Raw genomic sequence first — 20,271 nt, 5'->3', positions numbered from 1 at the left:
AAGCTGAAAATCCTTTTATTTACTGCTGAATAACAAAAAAAGAAAATGAAATATGTATTTCATTTTCTACTAGCTATGAATAATGGAATTTTGAATTTTGATCATTCCTTTAGTATGCATTCTTCCTCCCTAGTATTATATTAAGTTTTTCTGAGCTTAATAGCATTGCTACAGCAAAAATGACAATAACAATAGGGAAAATCCCAATAGTCATCTGGGAAGCCATGAAACCAAGAAGTGGTGGCATGAATGTTGTGCCCGTATAAGCAAACGCCATTTGATAGCCCATAATCGTCTGAGAATGCTTTTTCCCAAAACGTGTTGGTGTTTCATGCAACATACACGGAAATATCGGCGCTAATCCTAATCCGACAATTATAAATCCGACAAATGAGAAAGCGGACGGTAACGGTAAAACTAATATTATGGCACCACTCAATGCTATTAACTGCCCCCACCTAATGAGCGTACGGTTGGTAACTTTATAAGTGATAAAACCTGTTATTAATCTGCCAACAGTTATCCCTGCGTAATAAAAAGAGATCCAACCTGCAGCTGTTGCTACACTTATTCCTTTAATATTTACCAAGAAACTACTTCCCCAAAGACCCACAGTTGCTTCAACTCCACAATAAAAAAAGAATGTAGTCAGAGCCCATTTTACTCCTTTAGTTTGAAGTGGCTTTGTATTAGTCTCTTTTTCATTAATTACATCTTTTAGCTCGTCAATTTCCTCTAGTAAACGATCATTTCTTTTTACTTTTACTTTTTTCCATAAAGGCAAAGTGAAGAAAAGAATAATAACTAATGCAAACTGAATAGCTGCAATAAGAAAATATCCATTTCTCCAAGAACTAGAACTGTCCCCTGATATAAACTGAGCCATAATAATCGGACCTAAAGTAGCTCCGACTCCCCAAAAACAATGTAACCAACTCATATGCCTGGCCTTGTAATTTACAGCTACATAATCGTTTAACCCCGTATCTACAGCCCCAGCTCCTAATCCAAGTGGAACAGCACAAACCATTAACCAAACAATCGATGGAGCAAAATGAAATCCAAGCAAGGCAACAGCGGTCATTAATACGCTGACAAATGTGACTTTCCCAGTCCCGTACCGTTTGAGAATCCTTCCACTAATAAGACTAGAGATTATTGTGCCACATGCTATGGTCATAAATAATAGTCCAGCAGTCTCGAGTGGAGCTCCCAAGTCCCCTTGCATCACAGGCCAAGCTGCTCCTAATAATGAATCAGGTAAACCTAAACTGATAAAAGCCAAATAGATTATTATTAAAAGAAATGTTGCCATGTTTCACCTCATATACTTCCAATTATTTTATTTCATTCAACATAAGCTCTATCCCTAATCTTTGTAGTCCATATAAATAATCTTGTTTCCAATCACTTATAGTTAGCTCAGGAAGATGTTCTGGTGGAACATAATTAGAACTTGCACTAGTAATTTTTTCTACTAACGCTTCATCCACTTCATCTTTGCAAAAAATGATGGTATGTGGGTTAATGCTTGCTGTAAATGATGCTACTAATCGGCTAATCGGATCAATCTGATAATCTTGAGAAAAAGGGGCTTCTTTAGATTCAGTTCCGTTGTTTTCTAACGCTTGCCATAAATTCTGCTCATCATACTGAGGGACGAACGAAATCTCCCCAGCGAAAAATGTACTCCCACGCACCACATCTCCATTTATCAAAAAACCTGCACCAGGACCATTTTGACCTATATACAAATATACAAGGGAGGGATTGTTCTTGCCCCCCTTATAATGGTGATATCCGAGTACGGCAGCATTCATATCGTTCTCAACAACCACAGGTATCGAAAAATGATTTTCATAAAATCCTTTAATATCAAAATTTTGAAAGTTTACATATCCAGGTATATGGAAAATCCTTCCATTATCAACAGAACCAGGTACCCCTATTGCGATAGAGCTAATTTTTGGGTATTCTGCTATTAATTTTTCCATGCTCATAGTTAATAGCTGTAAGCCACCTTCCACTAATACACTTGGAATTACCCCCCGCTCTTTCACCTCTCCGACACAATTAAAAATCGCATAATTTGTTTCTTGCCTCTCTAAAAAAATGGAAAGACCAAGCGTATGCTCAGGATTGTACTTATACCTTTTTGCTCGTCTACCTCCACTGGATTCATCTAAACCGACTGAAATAACCTCTCCACTCTTCTCCATTTGAGCAAGAAACTTACTTATAGTTGGGAAACTAATGTCTACTTTATCGCAGAGTTCAGCTTTTGTTGCACTTTCAAACTCTAAAAGCGACTTCCTAATACTCGAAATAATTACTTTCCTCACAGACTTTGGAGTAGCATTCACTAACTCCACCTCCTACTTAAATATACTTATTAAAGATCTTTAATAAGTATTGATGATAATATATCATAGAAAATTATTGGAAACAACTACTATAATTTTTATTTTCAAATAATTCTTTTTTCTTACAATCACACGAATAAATAACCTCTATTACTCTGTTTTCTGATTAAAAATTGAATCCATACATTACTTTTTTAATTAATTCATGAAAATCTAATGCGAAGTATGATATGGTAAATTGTCTACAATTAAAGATTAGAAGGTGATCACCGTGCTAGAGGTAAGTGAAAGTAAATTAACGAAATATGTTGTACATCACGTCGGCGATACGCTTGTACTAGGTGATGAAGCACTCTCCCAACCTGAAACGATGTTGGAAGCGGCTTTTACTCAATTAGCTTTTAACAAAATTGATTTGGAACAACAATTCGAGTTTTTCCACGAATCAGATATAGGATTGAATGAAGTATATACGTATGTAAACTCCATATTTGATCAGGATACTAGTTTCCTAGAGCAATCCAACCATATTGCTACTCATTTAAAAAGTGTTTCTCAGCATCCAAATATTAAACACGGAGATTTATTCATAGGGTTATTTGATAATTGCCTATGGCATAACGAAGTGAAAAAAGTAATAGCTATCGTCAAAATTGATGAAAAAGAAATGTTTTTAGATGTGAAAAATGAGCAAAATAAAATGGTTGTGAATGGCATTGACGGAATTAATGTAAAAAAAATCAATAATATGGCGGTCATCATGGACATGGGTCCAGACGTAGCACCAGCTGTCTTTATGAAAACAAAAAAGAAAGAAGATGTCGTATACTGGCAAGAGCGTTTTTTGAAGATTAAAGTAGCGGATGAGCATTATCACAAAACAGAGTTAGCTTTAACAGAATGTAAAAAGTATATTATTAAGGAAGAAAACTATACGAATACCGAGAAATTGGGTTATTTGAATAAGACACTCGAATACTTTAGAAATGAAGAAGAGTTCCAGGTAGATAATTATATTGACACAGTCTTTGAAAAAACAGATTCAGTTCAAAAAGATATAATTGTCAATTCAGTAAAACCATATGAAACGATCATTTCTGAAAGTGCCATTGCAAAAGCCGAAAAAACGTATAAGCGTAAAATTAAATTAGATTCCAATATTGAAATTCAAGTGAATGTACGAGATATTGAACAAGTCAATGAGCTGATTGAAGTTGGCTATGATGAAACTACAAATCGGAAGTTTTATAAAATCTATTTCCAAGAAGAAATCTAATCCAAGATAAACATACTAGTATAAAGTTTAGTCTGAAGAAGATAAGAGGAGATGGGCAAAGGACACGCCACAATTCTCTTAGAACCTGTATTCTTTACTATATTATTACCGAATGTATTTAAAGGGATACTGGATGTGACGGATGTCACAACCAATATCCCTTTTTTTCGGTAATTTTATGGAGTTTGCTTCTTCAAGTCCCATGAATCTAGTGTAAGCAAAAGAAAACCAAATTTCTTTAACTGTTTACACTTTCAACTTTCTTCGCTTGTCTCGCATGGAATGATTTCATAGCATAACGCGCTATAGGTTGTGCGATTAACATTTCAATCCAAAATGCTACACCAAAATTTCTCGGCCACACATGCAAGAAGTTTCTAAACTAGTATTAAAACTATTACATCGATAATCTATACATAATTTGGCGAGCAATTTTAAAAAGAAGAAGTAGCCGATTAGATATAAATAGCCTGCCATTCAAGTCAGTGTTCACTGATTTGAATGGCAGGCGTATTTTGTATTCAATTACATAACTGTTGCTTCGGGTTCGTAATGGATGATTTGTTTAATAGAATTATCTTCATTCATAATCGCCACTGTCGGCTTATGTGATTGTGCTTCTTCATTCATCACATATGCATACGATAGTATGATTACTACATCTCCACGTTGAACTAGCCGTGCAGCTGCTCCATTTACACAAATAACACCACTACCTCGTTCACCTGAGATAATATATGTCTCGAAACGTGCACCGTTATTATTATTTACTATATGCACTTTTTCGTTAGGTAACATACCTACAGCATCTAATATATTCTGATCTATTGTAATACTTCCTACATAATTTAAATCAGCTTCCGTTACTACTGCTCGGTGGATCTTCCCATTTAACATCATTCGCAACATATATTACACATCCTTTTTTTCTTTTAAAATATTATCTATCAAACGTGCCTTCTCAAAAAATACGGCTGTCGCAAACAGTACTTCCTTCGTATCATCTGTAACTGACTGCAACGTTGGATAAGATAATGCTTCTAAATAATCAATCTTACCAGAGGTGTTGCTCTCAATATGCTCTTTCCCTTTTGCAATTGCCGCTGGTAAGTCATTTGTTTTTTTCCATGTTTCTGTAGCTAATTGCAAAGCTTTATACAAATGAACTGCTTCTAATCGTTCTTGTTCGCTTAAAAATACATTCCGCGAGCTCTTAGCAAGTCCATCAAGCTCCCTCACTGTCTGTACCCGAACTATTTCTACTGGGAAATTATACGCATTCACAAATGTCTCAATAATAGCTAGTTGTTGTGCATCCTTTTGTCCAAAGTATGCCTTCGTTGGCTGAACAAGATTAAATAATTTAGTAATTACCTTTAGGACACCATCAAAATGTCCTGGTCTACTTTCACCACATAGCTTAGTGGAAAGAACTCCTACCCCTATAGAGATACCACTTTCAAAAGGATACATTTCCTTTGCACTTGGAACAAATAATACATCTACTCCAGCCTCTGTAGCTAGTTGTGTATCACTTTCAATATCTCTTGGATATCTGTCTAAATCTTCATTTGGACCAAACTGAGCAGGATTCACGAAAATACTTGCCACGACTATGTCATTATCGATTCTAGCCTTAGTTAATAAGGCTAGATGTCCTTCGTGCAAATAGCCCATTGTGGGAACGAAACCTATCGTTTTGTCTTTATTTAGTTCGATTATTTGTTTTAGCTCATTTATCGTTTGTATTGTTTGCATGATTGCCTCCATATAGTGCGGAAAGTTGCTCTTCCTTCATCGTAAAGGAATGTTCTACTGTTGGGAAAGCACCATTTTTAACTTCCTCTACATATTGCTTAATACCAGCTAAAATTGGTTCCCCAACATTTGCAAATTCCTTCACAAATTTAGGAATATGATGTGTACCATACTTTACCATATCATGAAAAACTAACACTTGCCCGTCAGCTTGTGCACCTGCTCCAATACCAATAGTAGGAATGGTAAGAGCCTTAGAAATAGTGTCAGTCAGTTGATGTGGAATACATTCTAAAACGACGGCACAAGCCCCAGCTTTTTCACATAGTTTTGCGTCTTCTATTAACTTTTCTGCTGCTGCTGCAGTTTTTCCTTGTACTTTATATCCACCTAGTACACCCGCAGATTGAGGCAACAAACCTAGATGAGCGATAACTGGAATACCGGCAAACGTCAATTTTTCAATGACTGGCAATACATCATCCGCACCTTCGAGTTTCACAGCCTGTGCACCCGTTTGCTGCATAAGTTGAACCGCATTAGTTAATGCTGAATCCAATGAACCGTGAAACGTCCCAAAAGGCATATCGACCACTACAAAAGTATCCTTCGCACCGCGTCTAACTGCTTTTCCATGATGAATCATATCGTCCATCGTTACGAAAACAGTAGAGTCATAGCCTAAAACGACCATACCTAGTGAATCACCCACAAGAATCATATCCATTCCTGCTTCTTCCGCAAATTTAGCGGTCGGAAAATCATAAGCTGTCATCATCGTAATTTTCTCGTCGTTTTTTTTCATACTAATAAAGTTACTCGTTGTTTTCATACAAAATCCCTCCATTTGTGGTGAAGAGAAAACCATATAAAAGCCCTTCTATTCCGAAATGGACAGAAGGGCAGAAAAATTGTATTCATAGGTTTTCCCGTCCCTGTCATATAGATCAAGGCAGACTATTTAGTTAACAAAACTCTTTTTCTAAAGGTGCAGTTCTAAAAGGATACTGCCCAACACATACAGAATAACAAAAAAAATGAAATCCGTCCAAACTAACTTCTTCCTAGCAAATGAATATCTGCCGAATAAATACCACGAATTTCACCACTATCTAATCTCAGCTCTAAAACTCCATCTTTCGTAATACCTAAAGCTACACCTTCAAGTGTTTCTCGTAACATAGTGGCACGTATACGTTTTCCAATCGTGCAGTTATGGCTTTCCCATAGTATTTTAATAGGTTCAAAGCCTTTTTCTACATATAGATCGCCATATTTTTCTAGATAGTAAAGTATTTTAGCTACCAATAATGAACGATCCACCTCTTCTCCATTTTCCATTTTCAATGAAGTGGCAATGTTTTGGATGGATTCGTCAAATGCACTTAGGTCCTGATTTACATTGACACCAATTCCTATAATAATTGAATGGACTATATCCATATCTGCCTGTAATTCCGTCAAAATACCGGTGACTTTTTTTCCGTTTATCAATATATCATTTGGCCACTTAATCTGAGGTGTAAGATTAGTTACCTCTTGAATAGCTTGATTGATAGCTACAGCTGAAACCAGTGTAAACTGAGCAGCAAACTCGGGACTTATATTTGGACGAATAATAACACTCATCCATATGCCTTTGTTTGCAGTAGAGTCCCAGCTGCGTTCTAACCTTCCTTTTCCAGCAGTTTGTTCCTCCGAAATAATAACCGTTCCATGAGAGGCACCCTGACGTGCTTTGTCAGCGGCAATAATTTGAGTGGATGTGCAAGATGTATAATAATCAATATTTCTTCCTAATTGTTTCGTGTTAAGTTTAGGAAGAATTTGCTCTGGCGTAACTAAATCCGGTATAGACTGGAGTATATACCCCTTCTTTTTGATAGCTTCAATTACATAGCCATCCTCTTCGATACTTTTCAAATGCTTCCAGATCATGGTTCGTGAAATATGTAGTTCATCTGCTAACTTCTGGCCAGAGACCGGTTCCCCTTTAGCATTGATAAGCGTTGAAAGAATTTTTTCTTTAATGGAGATATTCATGAGAAAACCATTCCTTTATTTCATGTCTGTCATTATTTATTTTGCCATTTACAATCATGCCCGTTAATATGTCTAATACTTTTTTTATCCATGGGCCTCTTTTTTTGTTTGTCCATTCAATCAGGTCATTTCCATTCACAACAATATCTTTTTTTGAAGTAATGGGAAGTGTGCGTTTCTGTAGTAAAAATTTCGCAAGTGGATGAGCTATTTCATTTGAAAAAATGGAGTTTCCAAAGTGGTAAGCTACTGTCAGAACTTCCTCCCTAAAAAGGAATAATTCATCAAGCGTCCAAGCACCTTTTTCCAAACTATAAACTGCTTCCAACACATTTTTTACATGTCTTTTCTCATCATTTGAGCATTTATAATGATTTAACAGAATGTTAATATTTTCGTTCGACTGCAATAGAGCAAAGAAGGCCCATCCATTAGCTTTAACATTAAAACTCGAGAAGTTGTCCCAACTTTGTAGATGCCTTTCCCAGTCGCCAGGGAAATTCTGAGATAATCCACTTTCTACAAAAAGTTTCATCCCTTTGAAAGGAAAGTCACTTAGCCATATCTTTTCTAGCTCCACTTTCACTCTTTCAATGGAGACATGCTCAATAAGTGGATGTAAGGAACGAATTGCTTGAAAGGTCTCTTGCTCAAGTGTAAAATTCAGCTGCGCTGAGAAACGTACTGCTCTTAACATACGTAATGCATCCTCTGAAAATCTTAACTGAGGATTTCCAACCGCTTGAATTATTTCTTCCTCGATAGCTTTTTTGCCTCCAAAATAATCGACAAGCTCATCTTCTTTAGTTAAGGCCATTGCATTTATCGTAAAGTCTCTTCGTTGAAGATCCTCTTGTAAATTACGTACAAATGTTACACCATCTGGTCGTCTAAAATCAGAGTAGGTAGATTCCGAGCGATACGTAGTTACTTCAATAGGCTCATCTACTACAACTAAAACAGTCCCATGTTCGATTCCAACATCAATAGTATGAGTAAATATCTGTTTGACCTCCAAGGGAGTAGCATTTGTAGTGATATCGACATCATTTGCAGGAGCATTACGTACAAAGTCTCGGACAGCCCCTCCTACTACAAACGCCTCAAAGCCTGCCTGTTCCAGTTGTTCTATTATTTTATAAGCTGCCGGCCACCGATTTTTCATCAAGCTATTTTCTCGCCACTCTTTCATACATTTTTTCATACTGCTCTACAATACTTTTAGAACTAAATCGATCCCGTATAACCTCTAAAGACCTATCGACAATCTGTTTATGTAATGAGGGGTTTTGTAAAACTTCCACACCATGTTCTGCTACCTTTTTCCAATCCCCTAGTTCCACGATAAATCCATTTTCGCCATTCGTAATTACTTCAGGAATGCCACCTACATTCGTTCCTATACAAGGCACTCCACAAGCCATTGCTTCTAATAGCACTAAACCAAAAGACTCTTTTTCAGAAAGCAATAGCATAAGATCTGCTATGGAATATAATTCTGATAGATTTTCCTGTTTACCTAAAAATAGAACATCATTTTCGATAGATGTACCTTTAATGGATTCCATAATAGGATGTTTTTCGGGTCCATCTCCTACTAACAGTAATTTAGAAGGAACCTCTTCATGGATAAGTTTAAAGCTCTGTACTATATCCGGAACATGCTTTACTTTTCTAAAGTTAGAAACATGAATTACTACTTTTTCATGTGGTTTTATACCTAATAATTCTTTTAGATTACCTGCATCCTTTTTAGTATATTCTTGCTCATCAATAAAATTATATATCGTCTCAATATCCTTATTTGGGGATATTAAATCCATTGTTTCTTGGCCAAGGGAATGAGACACTGCCGTTACGACATCTGATTTTTCTATCCCATACTTTATTGCGCCTTTTAACGATGAATCATATCCTAAAACGGTTATATCAGTTCCATGTAAAGTAGTAACAATGCCGATATCTGAGTTTGCCATATCCTTTGCCAGTATTGCACACACCGCATGAGGAATAGCATAATGTACATGCAATACATCTAATTGCTCATCTACAATTACCTCTGCCATTTTATTGGCTAAAGCAATATCGTATGGAGCATATTGAAAAACAGAGTAGCTATTCACTTCCACTTGATGAAATGTGATCTTTGGAGATATTTTATTTAGTCGGAAAGGGATCCCAGATGTGATGAAATGTATTTCATGCCCTTTTGCTGCAAGCATCTTTCCTAATTCTGTTGCAATTACTCCTGATCCCCCAACAGATGGATAGCAAGTAATTCCTATTTTCAATTTACGCACTTAATCACTTCCTTAACGTGAACGTCTCTCTTCTAGTAAACGCCAATCTAAAAAACCTTGTTCTATACCTTTTAAAAGGATTTCAGCTGTTCCCATATTTGTTGCAAGTGGGATCTGATATACATCGCAAAGTCGAATAAGCGCCGTTACATCTGGCTCATGCGGTTGAGCGGTAAGTGGATCTCGGAAAAATATAACCATATCCATTTCGTTATTTGCAATCGCTGATCCTATTTGCTGGTCTCCACCTAGTGGTCCAGATTTATATCTAAATATATTTAAACCAACTTCATCTATAATTCGTGTTCCGGTTGTTCCGGTAGCAAATAATTCGTGCTCTATTAATATTGACTTATATGCTGTTACGAACTGTATCAAATCTTCTTTTTTCTGGTCATGTGCAACTAATGCAATTCTCATTGTTTCCCTCCTATAAAATAATATCTTCTAAACCATAAATCAGAACATCACGCTCCATGATCTCATTGATAGACAATACAATTCCAGACATAAAGGATGCGCGGTCAAAAGAATCATGACGTAGTGTTAGCAATTGCCCCTCTCCACCTAAAAGCACCTGTTGATGTGCAACTAAACCAGGTAATCGGACACTATGTATATGCATGCCATCCATTTTTGCTCCTCTTGCACCTGGAATTATCTCTTCTTCACCCGGATGTCCCTGTTCCATAGAAGTGCGTGTTTGTTGTATCATCTGAGCTGTTTTAATTGCTGTTCCAGAAGGAGCATCTACTTTTTGATCATGATGCATCTCAATAATTTCCACATTCGGCAAATATTTTGCTGCTGTTTGTGCAAACTTCATCATAAGCACCGCACCTATAGAAAAGTTTGGGGCAATAATACATCCTACTTGTACCTCTTCTACTTTGTTTCTTAATGTATCTAATTGTAAATCAGTAAAGCCCGTTGTACCAATAACTGGTCTCACACCATAATCAAGTGCAGTCATCGCATGCTGAAAAACGGCTGAAGGAATAGTCAGATCAACTAATACATCAGGTTCTGTTTGTTCGATTAATAAGTTTAAAGATGTGTAGATGGGAATGTTATCCCCTAAGCACTCTGTCTCTTGCTTATAATCCAAAACTGCCACTAATAAAAAATTTTCGTTTTTTATTACAGTTGCTACTGCTTCTCTTCCCATTTTACCTCTTGGGCCTGCTACCGCTACTTTAATAACCATTATTAGTCCTCCTTAATCGTCCATCTATCTTTATCTCTTGTATTATATTTGTTTAAGACTTGCTCTAATGATTGCTGCAGATCTATACCTTCTGCATTTGCTAAACATAATAGTACGAAAAAGAAATCTCCCATCTCATCCGCAATTTCTTTCTCCACTTCTGTAGATTTCTTTTTCTTTGTCCCATACTTATGTTGAACTTCACGGGAGAGCTCCCCTAGTTCTTCCGTAAGTCTTGCTAGTAGTTCCATTGGTGGGAAATAACCTTCTTTAAACTGGTTTATGTATGTATCCACTTCTAGTTGTAAATCAGATAAAGTTTTTTTCTCTACCATATAATCTATCTCTCCTTCGTGTATATCCTAATAAGAAAAGCAGCTAGTTGTCAAAAACATCAAAATAATCGATAATAACTTAAGTATGAACTAATAAGCGAGGTGTAACAATGGGAGTTGGACTTAAATTAAAAAATATTATAATGATTATATTGGGATCAGCCATTTATAGTTTTGGCTTTGTTCACTTTAATATGCAAAATGAACTTGGTGAAGGTGGATTTTCTGGTATTACTCTCGTTTTATATTTTGCATTCAACTGGGATGTAGCATTGATGAACCTTTTATTAAATATACCAATGTTCTTCTTAGGTTGGAAGTTGCTTGGGCGGAAAATGTTTGCTTATACAGTGATTGGCACTGTTTCAGTATCCGTATTTTTAAAATTATTTGATATTTATGAATTCCATCTTGGGCTAGAAGGTGACTTGTTTCTAGTTTCACTATTTGCTGGGGTTTTTGTAGGTGTAGGTTTAGGTATTATTTTCAAATATGGTGGAACAACCGGAGGGGTCGATATTATCGCCCGACTTGTATTCAAATACAAGGGATGGAGCATGGGTAAAACGATGTTTATCTTCGATGCATTTGTCATTTTGTTATCCTGGGCGACTTTCCTTAATGAGCGTTCCATGATGTATACGCTTGTTGCTGTATACGTTGGCGCAAGAGTTATAGATTTTGTGCAAGAAGGCGCATATTCTGCTAGAGGTGCATTTATCATTTCAGACAAGCAAAATGAGATTGCTGATCTCATTACGAATAAATTATCTCGCGGAGTAACAATATTGAACGGACATGGACATTTCACAAAAAGTAGTCGGGAAGTAATCTATTGCGTCGTAGCGAAAAACCAGATAAGTGCATTGAAGTCGGTTATAAGTTCTATCGATCCACATGCATTTGTGTCTATAACAGAAGTAAAGGATGTAATGGGAGAAGGTTTCACTTTAGATGATGAGAAAAATCCGATAGATTAGTGTGAAGGATTATTCAAGTATCTTACTTGGGTGATCCTTTTTTAATAGATAAGCAATAATATAGAACACAGCATGAATATTGGATTATTTATAAAATCTTAAAGAATGAATGATACTTCTGATTTACGCTACAGGTGGACGCGTTTCGCGGGGTGAGCGATGAGCTACCACCACAACACACGCGTCGTTGTGATATCTCGAAGCACCTTCTCTTTTATATTATAGTCGTAATGGCATGAGGGTATAGTTTTCTTCATACGGTTACTTGAGGTGATAAAATGGAATTACTTTCTGTAAAGGATGCATTGAACTGGATACTCTATGTTATTTACTTCGGATTTCCTATTCTAATAGCAATAAATTTAGGTGTACTAATAACTTTAATCCAATTAAAGAGAAGAATAAAAGATAAAATATGACCCTAAAGGAACAGAGGAATTTTTGTTTCTCTTATTGAACTAAACTACTTATTTTAAGAAAAAAAAGCTATACTACTTCTTGAAGTAAAGCACCCGATAGTTGAGGATGAAAATGGAGGAACTCAATTAAATTAAGTTCCTGCTTTACAATGAATATTTACAATTAAATCTATTTCGGCTTACATTCAAAAGAGTAACTACTTGTGAGATTATTATGGATTTCTAATTTGACTTCTCCACCATTTTCATAACAGCCAGTAATGAGTAAATTTATTTCTTTAGTATTGAAATAACTATGGGTATGCGTTATAAAAGACACTCCAAATAAAGCCATAATGAAAATCCATAAAAAGCCTTTTAAATTCACCTTTTTAAAAATACTCATTTTCTTTCATCCCCTCCTTTATTTCAATTGAACTAACCTATTCTTTTACTTTATTACGTATAAAAGTAATAGAAGTTCGAATTATTTCAAAAATAAAGTTCCCCTTGTTCAACTAAACTGCCGCTTTAGTTGAATAAGAAAAAGGCTTTACTCCTTCTTGAAGTAAACCACCCGTTACTTTAAGAGTAATTCTGCACAAATCATAAATTCCCCATTAAAGTTGGGTCAGCACCAAACCAAGTTTGATTATCATTTTCTTCTGTCAATGGTTGAATCCAACAAACACCAAAATAAAATTTTCTATCTGAAGTAGTGGGATATGTTACATATTGAATTCCATTACTCAAGTAATCCCCACCATAATCAATATAATTTGTGCTATCTGTGAATTCTCCTACTATCCCAATTGTGAGTTTTATATCATCTCTGTAAAAAGATATTGCTTCAAGCCTTTCGCCACTTTCAACATCTCCCTTTACATCTATTGAAGGTATGCAACATTTAATTTCTTGATCCTTCATTTCACTTTTGTACTCATATTGAATTAAATACCTACCATTTACATCTCGACAATGCAATTCTAAATCTAATTTTATCACAGTAAATCGCACTTCTTCATCATTAACAAACAATTTAATAGCACCTAAAGGAGTTAATAACATTTAATCACCCACTTATTAATATTTTATCTTGTTAAACTAAACTAAAGCACCTCGTTGTTGAAAAAGGAAGTAGTAATCTCGCTATTTATACTGATTAAAATTCGTTTCTATAGGCATTACCGATTTAATGAAGGCTATATCTTTTTCGTTAACATTGGGTGCAAAAAACTCCATACCCCAATGTTCGGAATGAAAAATAGTGGTGGAGTTTTTACTCAAAAAAATAGAGAACCATTTTATCTTCCCCTCAATATTTACATTATTTGATAATAAATGGGTTACAACATTTAGTGCTTTATTTCCCTTGAAAATAGTGAGGTTATTTTCCGTGATTGTTTCGAATGAGCCTTTAAGCATTGACTTTGTTTCCTCGACAACAACTGCTTCTTCATTCCAACAATGGATTTCTATCGTATCTGATTGTGATAAAAAATAGTTCATCAAAGGAACCCAATAATCAATTTTTTCATATTCACCAGATACACTAAAATACAGTTGGCAAATCATTTTACTACCACCTTTTTAGTGATTTTTATATACTATATCTCAAATTCCTTCTTTATCTAACGCTTCGTTAGTTCAATAAGAAAAAGGCTTTACTCCCTCTTAAAGTAAAGCACCCTTAGTTGAATAACTATGGCTTCCCGACAACAGGGAAAACAGTTAAAATTTCATCTAATTCTTTTATTAATGTATTTAAAAAAGTTTGATCTGATGCAAATTCAAATGTAAGAACAGCACCATACCCCGCAGGATAGCATGTCTCACCAGTCCACATAATGTTACCTAATTTGTCCATTTCACAATCAAACTGAAAATAACTATCTAAATTTTTTAGGCTTGCTTTTCCTTGTAAGAATCGCTTCATTAATTTGAGTTCATTAACGAAGTCTCTTAATTCATCTGTTCTTAACTCAGCATTAAAACAAACCAGATAACCTGGTATTTCTATTTTTATTTTTGATTTAACCCAATTTACATCCCAATAGTCCGTACTGTCAGGAAAATTTCGATGTAATACATCAATCTCAATATTTGTTCTCTCACCTAAAAGATAAAATTTCATCTAATCACCTCAAAATACAAGAATTCAATACAACTAATTTACAATCCTTCTTAAACTAACCTGCGCACGTTAGTTCAATACTGCTTTCTACCTTAAAGTTCTTTTCCAGTAATTATTGTATATAAAATTTCTGAGTCCTTTATTGGCAGTTTTATATATTTTGCCTGACCCTCCACAATTATCTCTAATCTATCTCCATTTGGAGTCACCCATATAGCATAGTTAATCGACCCCAAGCTAAAACGATATTCAGGAGGAAGTACCATATCCACCTTAATCTTTTCTTCCCATTCAGCGTTTTCAATTATTTCGACAACGCTCTCTATTTCATCAGATTTAACAACTTCTTTTATACTTTTATACCCTTCCCTTTGGCGTTTTTGAACACCAAACGGTTTTTTTTCAATATGTTCAGTTTGTGGTGTCTCTGCTTTTATTTCTTTCGGTGCTTTTATTGCTTCTTCTTGATTACAGCCAACTAAAGCAAAATAAAATACGGTAAATAATGTAAAAGTAACTATCCTTTTCATACACATTACACCTCTTTTAATTAGACGAGCACCCATTAGTCTAAGTATAATCTATTCTCATATCCTTATTTGACTAACTGCATAATCGAAATTTAAGTGAAGAAAAAAGAATATATCAAAAAAACAAAAATCCCTATTATTCCTGTGACAATAAATGGAGTTCCGGAAACTGGACTTCTTTTAATTCGAATGTAAAAACCGCTCAAGATATACATGCAACAGAGTAATAATCCAATAATCAATAATATAGGTTTCATTGATCCATCTCCAAACTTGAAGTAAGCAACCCTACTGCACAATATTTTACATATATTAACTTATTCAACACAGTAGCAAAATAACCTTCTTCTTCAACGAAACTGCCGCGTTAGTTAAGTACATTCTTTCACAAACTTTTAGATGCAGGTTAAATTCATAATGCTTTTACTAAAAATCAATTAACCTTTACCTTTTACTTAGCCAAATTTTAATAATTATTCACATATTAAAAAAGAGCTTGGAAAATGAAACTTCCAAACTCTTTTTTCTGTCTTTCTTTACTAAACACCTGTTACTTTGAATGTATTTCTTCACAATGTCTTTACTTAATTTGTTTCGTATCCTCTGTTAAGAAGGTAATCACCACAAATAATGCAAATGCCAATAACAATAAAGTTCCGCCTACAATGAACAAAATCATCACAAATGTTTCATTTAAGTTAAATGGGTTTAAATTATACATCCACATACCAAACGTTAGACCAAGTGCGCCTAACATTCCAGTAATAGCGTGTATAGGTACAAGTTTTTTGTATTTTACAGTATACACTCTATAAAATATTCCCCATGCAAATACGGATAACCATCCAACTAATAATATATGTGCATGTATGGGACGCAATGAATAATCCATACTTCCGCTCATTTTAGACCCTAAAAACGTACCGATTATTCCAAATATAGCAGCAAAACGAATTAATCGAATTGACCATTTCTTTTCCATAATGTTAACTCCTTCTAATTGGTAATTTAATTACAAAAGTACTTCCTTTTCCGACTTTACTAGTGACATTTACTTGTCCACCATGTAACTCCACAACTTTCTTGACTATTGATAGTCCTAGCCCAGTACCATCTTTTTTTCTAGCTGTATCTACTCGATAAAAGCGGACAAATATTTGCGCTAATTGTTCATTACTAATCCCTATTCCTGTATCTTTGAAAATAATTTGAATTTCACCATGTACTTCTCGACAAGTAATAGAGATGATACTTCCTAATTCAGAATACTTAATAGCATTACTCAATAAATTATCCCACACACTCATGAGTAATTCTGCATCCCCTTGAATAACTACAGGTTCTAATTTATAGGATAATTCTAATTCACGTTCATTGATTCGCCATTGCGACTTCCTTATAATGTCTTTTAACTGTTCATCTAATCGGACACTATTCCTTTGTAAGGAATAAGAAGCCTGATCTAAAGAGGTTAAGATTAGTAACTGTTTTGTTAAGTTCGATAATCGCTTAGATTCTCGCTGAATAATGGCTGCATACTGTAACCTGTCTTCTTTCTTTAGTTCATCAGTTTGAAGTAGATCAGAGTAACCTTGAATATTCATTAATGGCGATTGAAAATCATGAGAAACGTCATTTACAAATCCCTTGCGTAATTCATCATTATGAGCAAGCTGCTGCTGCATCAAATTAAAATTTTCCGCCAATTGGCCAATCTCATCGTTTCGTGAAATATTTAATCGGTAATTGAAATTTTCGTTTTTTACCGCCTTAGTAGCTTCTGTTAAGGATGAAATCGGTCGTATTAGGTTTCGTGTCATAACAGCCACACCGAGTAAGCTAATGATAGCGATTGCAACGACAAAGCTCATTAATACAACATGGATATCCGAGAAAATGGACTTGTTATCGGGTCTCAAAAATAATGCATATTGGTTTTGCTTTGTAACAACAGGTACCCCAACGGAATTTTCCAAGCTATTGGAAAAATGCCCCATCATTAATAACGAACTCGGTGCATATTTCATCCCATGATATATTTCACCATCCATAATAGCTTGAACTGTTTCAGGGGGTATCTTTAGATTTTGAAATTCTTCACCAAAGGGGTATTTTTCTCCAGAACTAGATATTAGATAGATTTGATATCCTGAATTACCGATTAATGATAAATAGGCATGCATAGAATCCTTCGAATCATGCATATTTTCAATTCCATTCGCAACCTCTTGAGCAAACTCTACATTCTGTGAATCAATATTGTTTTTTGAGACTGAAAAGTAAATAATATTCGCAAGGGCAAATCCGACGATAATACTGCAAAACAAAATTAATACAGTCGCGCTAATAAATTGTCGATAAAGTGTTTTCATTTCAACAGCTCTAATTTATAACCAATTCCACGAACGGTTATAATTTCAACATTTGCCTCGTAACGTATTAATCGTTCCCTTAATCGATTGATATGTGTATTCAGCGTATAGTCATTACCCTCAATATCAATTCCCCATGTATGCTCAATTAGAAAAATTCGTTGCACGATTTTTCCACTTCGTGATGCTAACAAAGTGAGTAGTTCAAATTCCTTCAAAGGCAACAAAACGGTTTCTTTTTTTATAATTACTTCATAGTTTTTTCGATCAATTTTCATATTCCCAATTTCTATGAAGTTTTCTAAAGATCTTTCATAACGTCGCAAAACAACAGCAATCCTAAATAATAATTCGCTAGGCTCAAATGGCTTTACTATGTAATCTTCTGATCCAGCAGTAAATCCTTGTTCTTTATCTGCTAATTGACCTTTAGCGGTTAATAAAATCACGGGAATATCATAATCTTCCGTCAAAATTTCTGTTAACTCAAAACCATTCATACGCGGCATCATAACGTCTACAATCGCCAAATCCACTTTGAAAGTTTCTAGTAAAATTAGCGCTGCTTCCGCATTGTCAGCATTATGCACTTTATACCCTTCACGTTCCAAATGTATAGTTACTAGTTGTAATGTATCTAAATCATCATCTACTAATAAAATCTGCATAGTAACGCCTCCGCTTTCTAGTGAATTTGGTTTCATGTAAGTTATTAATTATATTATTGTAACGTTAATTTGCCATCTTCCATACGGTAAACGCGGTCGCAATATGCCAGCATTCGTTCATCATGAGTTACCATAACAGCAGCCTTACCACGTGCTTTAACCTCTTTTGAAATAAGGGAAACGACCTCATTTGCACGGTTTGTATCCAATGATGCAGTAGGTTCATCCGCTAAAATAAGCGATGAATCATTCATAAATGAACGCGCGATTGCTACACGTTGTCGTTCCCCACCAGAAAGCTCATTAGGGAATTTTTCGAATTTACTACTCAAACCAAGCTCTATTAATAATTCTTTTGCAAAGGCTTCATCTTGTTTTGTTACTTTACCCGACATCTTTTTTAATAGAAGTAAATTGTCTAAAACATTTAAGTACGGCATTAAATTAGACGTTTGTAATATAAATCCTATTTCATGTAATCGTAAATTGGAAAGCTCTTTATCTTTTAGTGTTGCAATATCTTTATTATCAATTTTGACTTCACCTTGTGAAGGTTTTAATAATGCCCCAGCAATCGATAGAAATGTTGACTTTCCAGAACCTGATGGGCCAATAATGGCCACAAACTCTCCAGAAGCAACCTCCATTGAAACTTGATCTAAAGCTACTATTTGTGATTCGCCTTCTTTATATACCTTTGAGACATTTTTCATGCTTAAAGTCATTATTCAACCCTCCCTAACGCGGTTAATGGATCTATTTTTGAAATTCGACGAACTGAAAACAACGAGCTACCAACAGATATCACTAATAGTACTATTCCATAAATAATAACTAATACAGGATCTAAATTAAATGGCATTTCTTCTGGGAATACCATCGCAGTTAGATATGTAAGGCCAATACCTATTAAAATACTAAAAAATGACAACACGAATACTTGAGATACGATTGCTTTAGCTATAAATCCATTTGAAGCACCAATTGCTTTCATCACACCAAATTGCTGTGTTTTTTGGATTGTTAGAACATAGAAGAAAACTGCAATTACGAAAGCTGAAATGACAATTAAGAACACAAGCATCATCATTATTGTACCATTTTCCGCAGTATAACCTGGCATACCATTAATAGCAGCGGATTTGGTAACTACTTCCACGCCATCGACTTCTTTTTCAATTTGTGCTGCATCCACGTCTTTACCTAATATGGCGAATGCATTGATAGCATCTTCTACTCCATTATTTGATCCGGGTGCAGAATATTTATACTCCCGTACAAAATCCATATTTGCAAATAGTGAAGGCAAGTGATTGAATGTCTCGTTTTTCACAAAACCAATAATTTCTGCATTTAGTTCAGAACCATCAATTGCTACAGAATCACCAATTTCATAGCCTTCTTTATTTTTTAATGTGATATTCGCAACCACACCATTTTTAATCTTCGGATCAACAGCTTTACCTTCTATTACTTCTGGATGTAAAATTGAGCCTGCTTCAATACCTAATAAAGCAGCATCTACTTTGTCCTCCCCTTCAGCAACACCATCAATTGGTAAGATTGCTATGACTGACTGGGAAAATGGTGTAACTTCTTCTACCCCTGGCTGCGCTTCAATTTTACTTTGCAGCGATTGAGATAATAATGATTTTGAAAATGTCGCACCCGCCCCATTTTCATAAACAACATGCTCTGCTTCCCAGTTTTTAATCGTCGCAGCGCTTAGTGTAGATAGTCCATTTCCTAAACCCGAAAGAATAAATACAAGCCATGCGATTAATATTATGATAAGCCCAATCATTGTAAAACGTAACTTACCATGTTTTAGTTCTTTTAATGCCAAAAACATATAATAACCTCCTTATTTATTTACATTTCTCATCATATACAAGCTATATAAACTT

Annotated in this window: 23 protein-coding genes; 2 read left to right on the top strand and 21 right to left on the bottom strand. The window is 35.1% G+C overall.

The features are described 5' to 3' along the window. Window positions 1-109 precede the first annotated feature (109 nt). A complete protein-coding gene (locus MHI40_RS07585) occupies window positions 110-1,315 on the bottom strand; it encodes an MFS transporter (protein ID WP_093534635.1) in 1,206 nt (401 codons plus the stop codon). A gap of 22 nt (window positions 1,316-1,337) precedes the next feature. Beyond that, the gene (locus MHI40_RS07580) at window positions 1,338-2,363 is read right to left on the bottom strand and encodes an ROK family transcriptional regulator (protein ID WP_340762119.1); all 1,026 of its coding nucleotides are present in this window, start codon (window positions 2,361-2,363) and stop codon (window positions 1,338-1,340) included. 271 nt (window positions 2,364-2,634) lie between these two features. On the opposite strand from MHI40_RS07580, the gene MHI40_RS07575 reads away from it, so the two are divergent. Beyond that, window positions 2,635-3,639, top strand: coding sequence for a hypothetical protein (locus tag MHI40_RS07575; protein WP_340762118.1), 1,005 nt, complete (start codon window positions 2,635-2,637; stop codon window positions 3,637-3,639). A 525-nt stretch (window positions 3,640-4,164) separates the two neighbouring features. Here MHI40_RS07575 and panD read toward each other — a convergent pair. The 9 genes from panD to MHI40_RS07530 all read right to left on the bottom strand — a co-directional run bounded on the left by panD (window position 4,165) and on the right by MHI40_RS07530 (window position 11,282). Continuing rightward, window positions 4,165-4,548 (bottom strand): aspartate 1-decarboxylase, encoded by a 384-nt coding sequence (gene panD, locus MHI40_RS07570; protein ID WP_093534641.1) that lies wholly within the window; start codon window positions 4,546-4,548, stop codon window positions 4,165-4,167. Window positions 4,549-4,551: 3 nt separating this feature from the next. After that, a complete protein-coding gene (panC, locus tag MHI40_RS07565) occupies window positions 4,552-5,397 on the bottom strand; it encodes a pantoate--beta-alanine ligase (protein ID WP_340762117.1) in 846 nt (281 codons plus the stop codon). Next, window positions 5,372-6,229: a 3-methyl-2-oxobutanoate hydroxymethyltransferase gene (panB, locus tag MHI40_RS07560; protein WP_340762116.1), complete on the bottom strand. Its 858-nt coding sequence runs from the start codon at window positions 6,227-6,229 to the stop codon at window positions 5,372-5,374. Before panB ends, panC begins: the two co-directional genes overlap by 26 nt. Window positions 6,230-6,450: 221 nt before the next feature. After that, window positions 6,451-7,440: a biotin--[acetyl-CoA-carboxylase] ligase gene (locus MHI40_RS07555; protein ID WP_340762115.1), complete on the bottom strand. Its 990-nt coding sequence runs from the start codon at window positions 7,438-7,440 to the stop codon at window positions 6,451-6,453. Continuing rightward, window positions 7,424-8,644, bottom strand: coding sequence for a CCA tRNA nucleotidyltransferase (locus tag MHI40_RS07550; RefSeq protein ID WP_340762114.1), 1,221 nt, complete (start codon window positions 8,642-8,644; stop codon window positions 7,424-7,426). Before MHI40_RS07550 ends, MHI40_RS07555 begins: the two co-directional genes overlap by 17 nt. Then, on the bottom strand, window positions 8,610-9,740 hold the full coding sequence (gene bshA, locus MHI40_RS07545; protein ID WP_340762113.1) for an N-acetyl-alpha-D-glucosaminyl L-malate synthase BshA: 1,131 nt from the start codon (window positions 9,738-9,740) through the stop codon (window positions 8,610-8,612). The genes MHI40_RS07550 and bshA overlap by 35 nt, the downstream gene beginning before the upstream one ends. A gap of 12 nt (window positions 9,741-9,752) precedes the next feature. Then, window positions 9,753-10,160: a methylglyoxal synthase gene (mgsA, locus tag MHI40_RS07540; protein WP_093534653.1), complete on the bottom strand. Its 408-nt coding sequence runs from the start codon at window positions 10,158-10,160 to the stop codon at window positions 9,753-9,755. 10 nt (window positions 10,161-10,170) lie between these two features. After that, window positions 10,171-10,947: a 4-hydroxy-tetrahydrodipicolinate reductase gene (gene dapB, locus MHI40_RS07535; protein WP_340762112.1), complete on the bottom strand. Its 777-nt coding sequence runs from the start codon at window positions 10,945-10,947 to the stop codon at window positions 10,171-10,173. A 2-nt stretch (window positions 10,948-10,949) separates the two neighbouring features. Further along, a complete protein-coding gene (locus MHI40_RS07530; protein ID WP_093534657.1) occupies window positions 10,950-11,282 on the bottom strand; it encodes a nucleotide pyrophosphohydrolase in 333 nt (110 codons plus the stop codon). Between the two features lie 110 nt (window positions 11,283-11,392). Between MHI40_RS07530 and MHI40_RS07525 the strand changes: the two genes are divergently transcribed. After that, window positions 11,393-12,262, top strand: a complete 870-nt coding sequence (locus MHI40_RS07525; RefSeq protein WP_093534659.1) for a YitT family protein — start codon at window positions 11,393-11,395, stop codon at window positions 12,260-12,262. Window positions 12,263-12,850: 588 nt separating this feature from the next. Here MHI40_RS07525 and MHI40_RS07520 read toward each other — a convergent pair. The 10 genes from MHI40_RS07520 to MHI40_RS07475 all read right to left on the bottom strand — a co-directional run bounded on the left by MHI40_RS07520 (window position 12,851) and on the right by MHI40_RS07475 (window position 20,216). Then, a complete protein-coding gene (locus MHI40_RS07520) occupies window positions 12,851-13,066 on the bottom strand; it encodes a hypothetical protein (protein WP_340762111.1) in 216 nt (71 codons plus the stop codon). Between the two features lie 200 nt (window positions 13,067-13,266). Further along, the gene (locus tag MHI40_RS07515; RefSeq protein WP_340762109.1) at window positions 13,267-13,728 is read right to left on the bottom strand and encodes a hypothetical protein; all 462 of its coding nucleotides are present in this window, start codon (window positions 13,726-13,728) and stop codon (window positions 13,267-13,269) included. Window positions 13,729-13,809: 81 nt separating this feature from the next. Then, entirely contained in the window at window positions 13,810-14,235 is a 426-nt protein-coding gene (locus MHI40_RS07510) for a hypothetical protein (RefSeq protein WP_340762108.1), read from the bottom strand. Window positions 14,236-14,362: 127 nt separating this feature from the next. Next, window positions 14,363-14,794, bottom strand: a complete 432-nt coding sequence (locus MHI40_RS07505) for a WapI family immunity protein (RefSeq protein WP_340762107.1) — start codon at window positions 14,792-14,794, stop codon at window positions 14,363-14,365. A gap of 92 nt (window positions 14,795-14,886) precedes the next feature. After that, on the bottom strand, window positions 14,887-15,324 hold the full coding sequence (locus MHI40_RS07500) for a hypothetical protein (RefSeq protein WP_340762106.1): 438 nt from the start codon (window positions 15,322-15,324) through the stop codon (window positions 14,887-14,889). A 580-nt stretch (window positions 15,325-15,904) separates the two neighbouring features. Beyond that, on the bottom strand, window positions 15,905-16,306 hold the full coding sequence (locus MHI40_RS07495) for a hypothetical protein (RefSeq protein WP_340762105.1): 402 nt from the start codon (window positions 16,304-16,306) through the stop codon (window positions 15,905-15,907). Between the two features lie 4 nt (window positions 16,307-16,310). Continuing rightward, entirely contained in the window at window positions 16,311-17,696 is a 1,386-nt protein-coding gene (locus tag MHI40_RS07490; protein ID WP_340762104.1) for a sensor histidine kinase, read from the bottom strand. Continuing rightward, window positions 17,693-18,364, bottom strand: a complete 672-nt coding sequence (locus MHI40_RS07485; RefSeq protein WP_340762103.1) for a response regulator transcription factor — start codon at window positions 18,362-18,364, stop codon at window positions 17,693-17,695. Before MHI40_RS07485 ends, MHI40_RS07490 begins: the two co-directional genes overlap by 4 nt. 53 nt (window positions 18,365-18,417) lie before the next feature. Further along, complete coding sequence (locus MHI40_RS07480) at window positions 18,418-19,089, bottom strand: ABC transporter ATP-binding protein (RefSeq protein ID WP_340762102.1); 672 nt, start codon at window positions 19,087-19,089, stop codon at window positions 18,418-18,420. Then, entirely contained in the window at window positions 19,089-20,216 is a 1,128-nt protein-coding gene (locus MHI40_RS07475) for an ABC transporter permease (RefSeq protein ID WP_340762101.1), read from the bottom strand. The genes MHI40_RS07480 and MHI40_RS07475 overlap by 1 nt, the downstream gene beginning before the upstream one ends. Between the last annotated feature and the right edge of the window lie 55 nt (window positions 20,217-20,271).

The sequence above is a fragment of the Psychrobacillus sp. FSL H8-0510 genome (assembly GCF_038008345.1).
GTDB lineage: Bacteria > Bacillota > Bacilli > Bacillales_A > Planococcaceae > Psychrobacillus > Psychrobacillus psychrotolerans.
The sequence above is the reverse complement of the archived record's forward strand: the minus strand, read 5'-3'. Positions and strand labels throughout refer to the sequence as shown.

Bases quoted from the DNA above. Each gene is read 5' to 3' on its own strand.
- panD (WP_093534641.1), bottom strand. From the start codon at position 4,548: ATGTTGCGAATGATGTTAAATGGGAAGATCCACCGAGCAGTAGTAACG.
- MHI40_RS07480 (WP_340762102.1), bottom strand. From the start codon at position 19,089: ATGACTTTAAGCATGAAAAATGTCTCAAAGGTATATAAAGAAGGCGAA.
- MHI40_RS07505 (WP_340762107.1), bottom strand. From the start codon at position 14,794: ATGAAATTTTATCTTTTAGGTGAGAGAACAAATATTGAGATTGATGTA.
- MHI40_RS07520 (WP_340762111.1), bottom strand. From the start codon at position 13,066: ATGAGTATTTTTAAAAAGGTGAATTTAAAAGGCTTTTTATGGATTTTC.
- MHI40_RS07585 (WP_093534635.1), bottom strand. From the start codon at position 1,315: ATGGCAACATTTCTTTTAATAATAATCTATTTGGCTTTTATCAGTTTA.
- MHI40_RS07530 (WP_093534657.1), bottom strand. From the start codon at position 11,282: ATGGTAGAGAAAAAAACTTTATCTGATTTACAACTAGAAGTGGATACA.
- MHI40_RS07495 (WP_340762105.1), bottom strand. From the start codon at position 16,306: ATGGAAAAGAAATGGTCAATTCGATTAATTCGTTTTGCTGCTATATTT.
- MHI40_RS07500 (WP_340762106.1), bottom strand. From the start codon at position 15,324: ATGAAAAGGATAGTTACTTTTACATTATTTACCGTATTTTATTTTGCT.
- dapB (WP_340762112.1), bottom strand. From the start codon at position 10,947: ATGGTTATTAAAGTAGCGGTAGCAGGCCCAAGAGGTAAAATGGGAAGA.
- MHI40_RS07490 (WP_340762104.1), bottom strand. From the start codon at position 17,696: ATGAAAACACTTTATCGACAATTTATTAGCGCGACTGTATTAATTTTG.
- panC (WP_340762117.1), bottom strand. From the start codon at position 5,397: ATGCAAACAATACAAACGATAAATGAGCTAAAACAAATAATCGAACTA.
- MHI40_RS07510 (WP_340762108.1), bottom strand. From the start codon at position 14,235: ATGATTTGCCAACTGTATTTTAGTGTATCTGGTGAATATGAAAAAATT.
- MHI40_RS07475 (WP_340762101.1), bottom strand. From the start codon at position 20,216: ATGTTTTTGGCATTAAAAGAACTAAAACATGGTAAGTTACGTTTTACA.
- MHI40_RS07515 (WP_340762109.1), bottom strand. From the start codon at position 13,728: ATGTTATTAACTCCTTTAGGTGCTATTAAATTGTTTGTTAATGATGAA.
- MHI40_RS07550 (WP_340762114.1), bottom strand. From the start codon at position 8,644: ATGAAAAAATGTATGAAAGAGTGGCGAGAAAATAGCTTGATGAAAAAT.
- MHI40_RS07525 (WP_093534659.1), top strand. From the start codon at position 11,393: ATGGGAGTTGGACTTAAATTAAAAAATATTATAATGATTATATTGGGA.
- MHI40_RS07555 (WP_340762115.1), bottom strand. From the start codon at position 7,440: ATGAATATCTCCATTAAAGAAAAAATTCTTTCAACGCTTATCAATGCT.
- MHI40_RS07485 (WP_340762103.1), bottom strand. From the start codon at position 18,364: ATGCAGATTTTATTAGTAGATGATGATTTAGATACATTACAACTAGTA.
- mgsA (WP_093534653.1), bottom strand. From the start codon at position 10,160: ATGAGAATTGCATTAGTTGCACATGACCAGAAAAAAGAAGATTTGATA.
- panB (WP_340762116.1), bottom strand. From the start codon at position 6,229: ATGAAAACAACGAGTAACTTTATTAGTATGAAAAAAAACGACGAGAAA.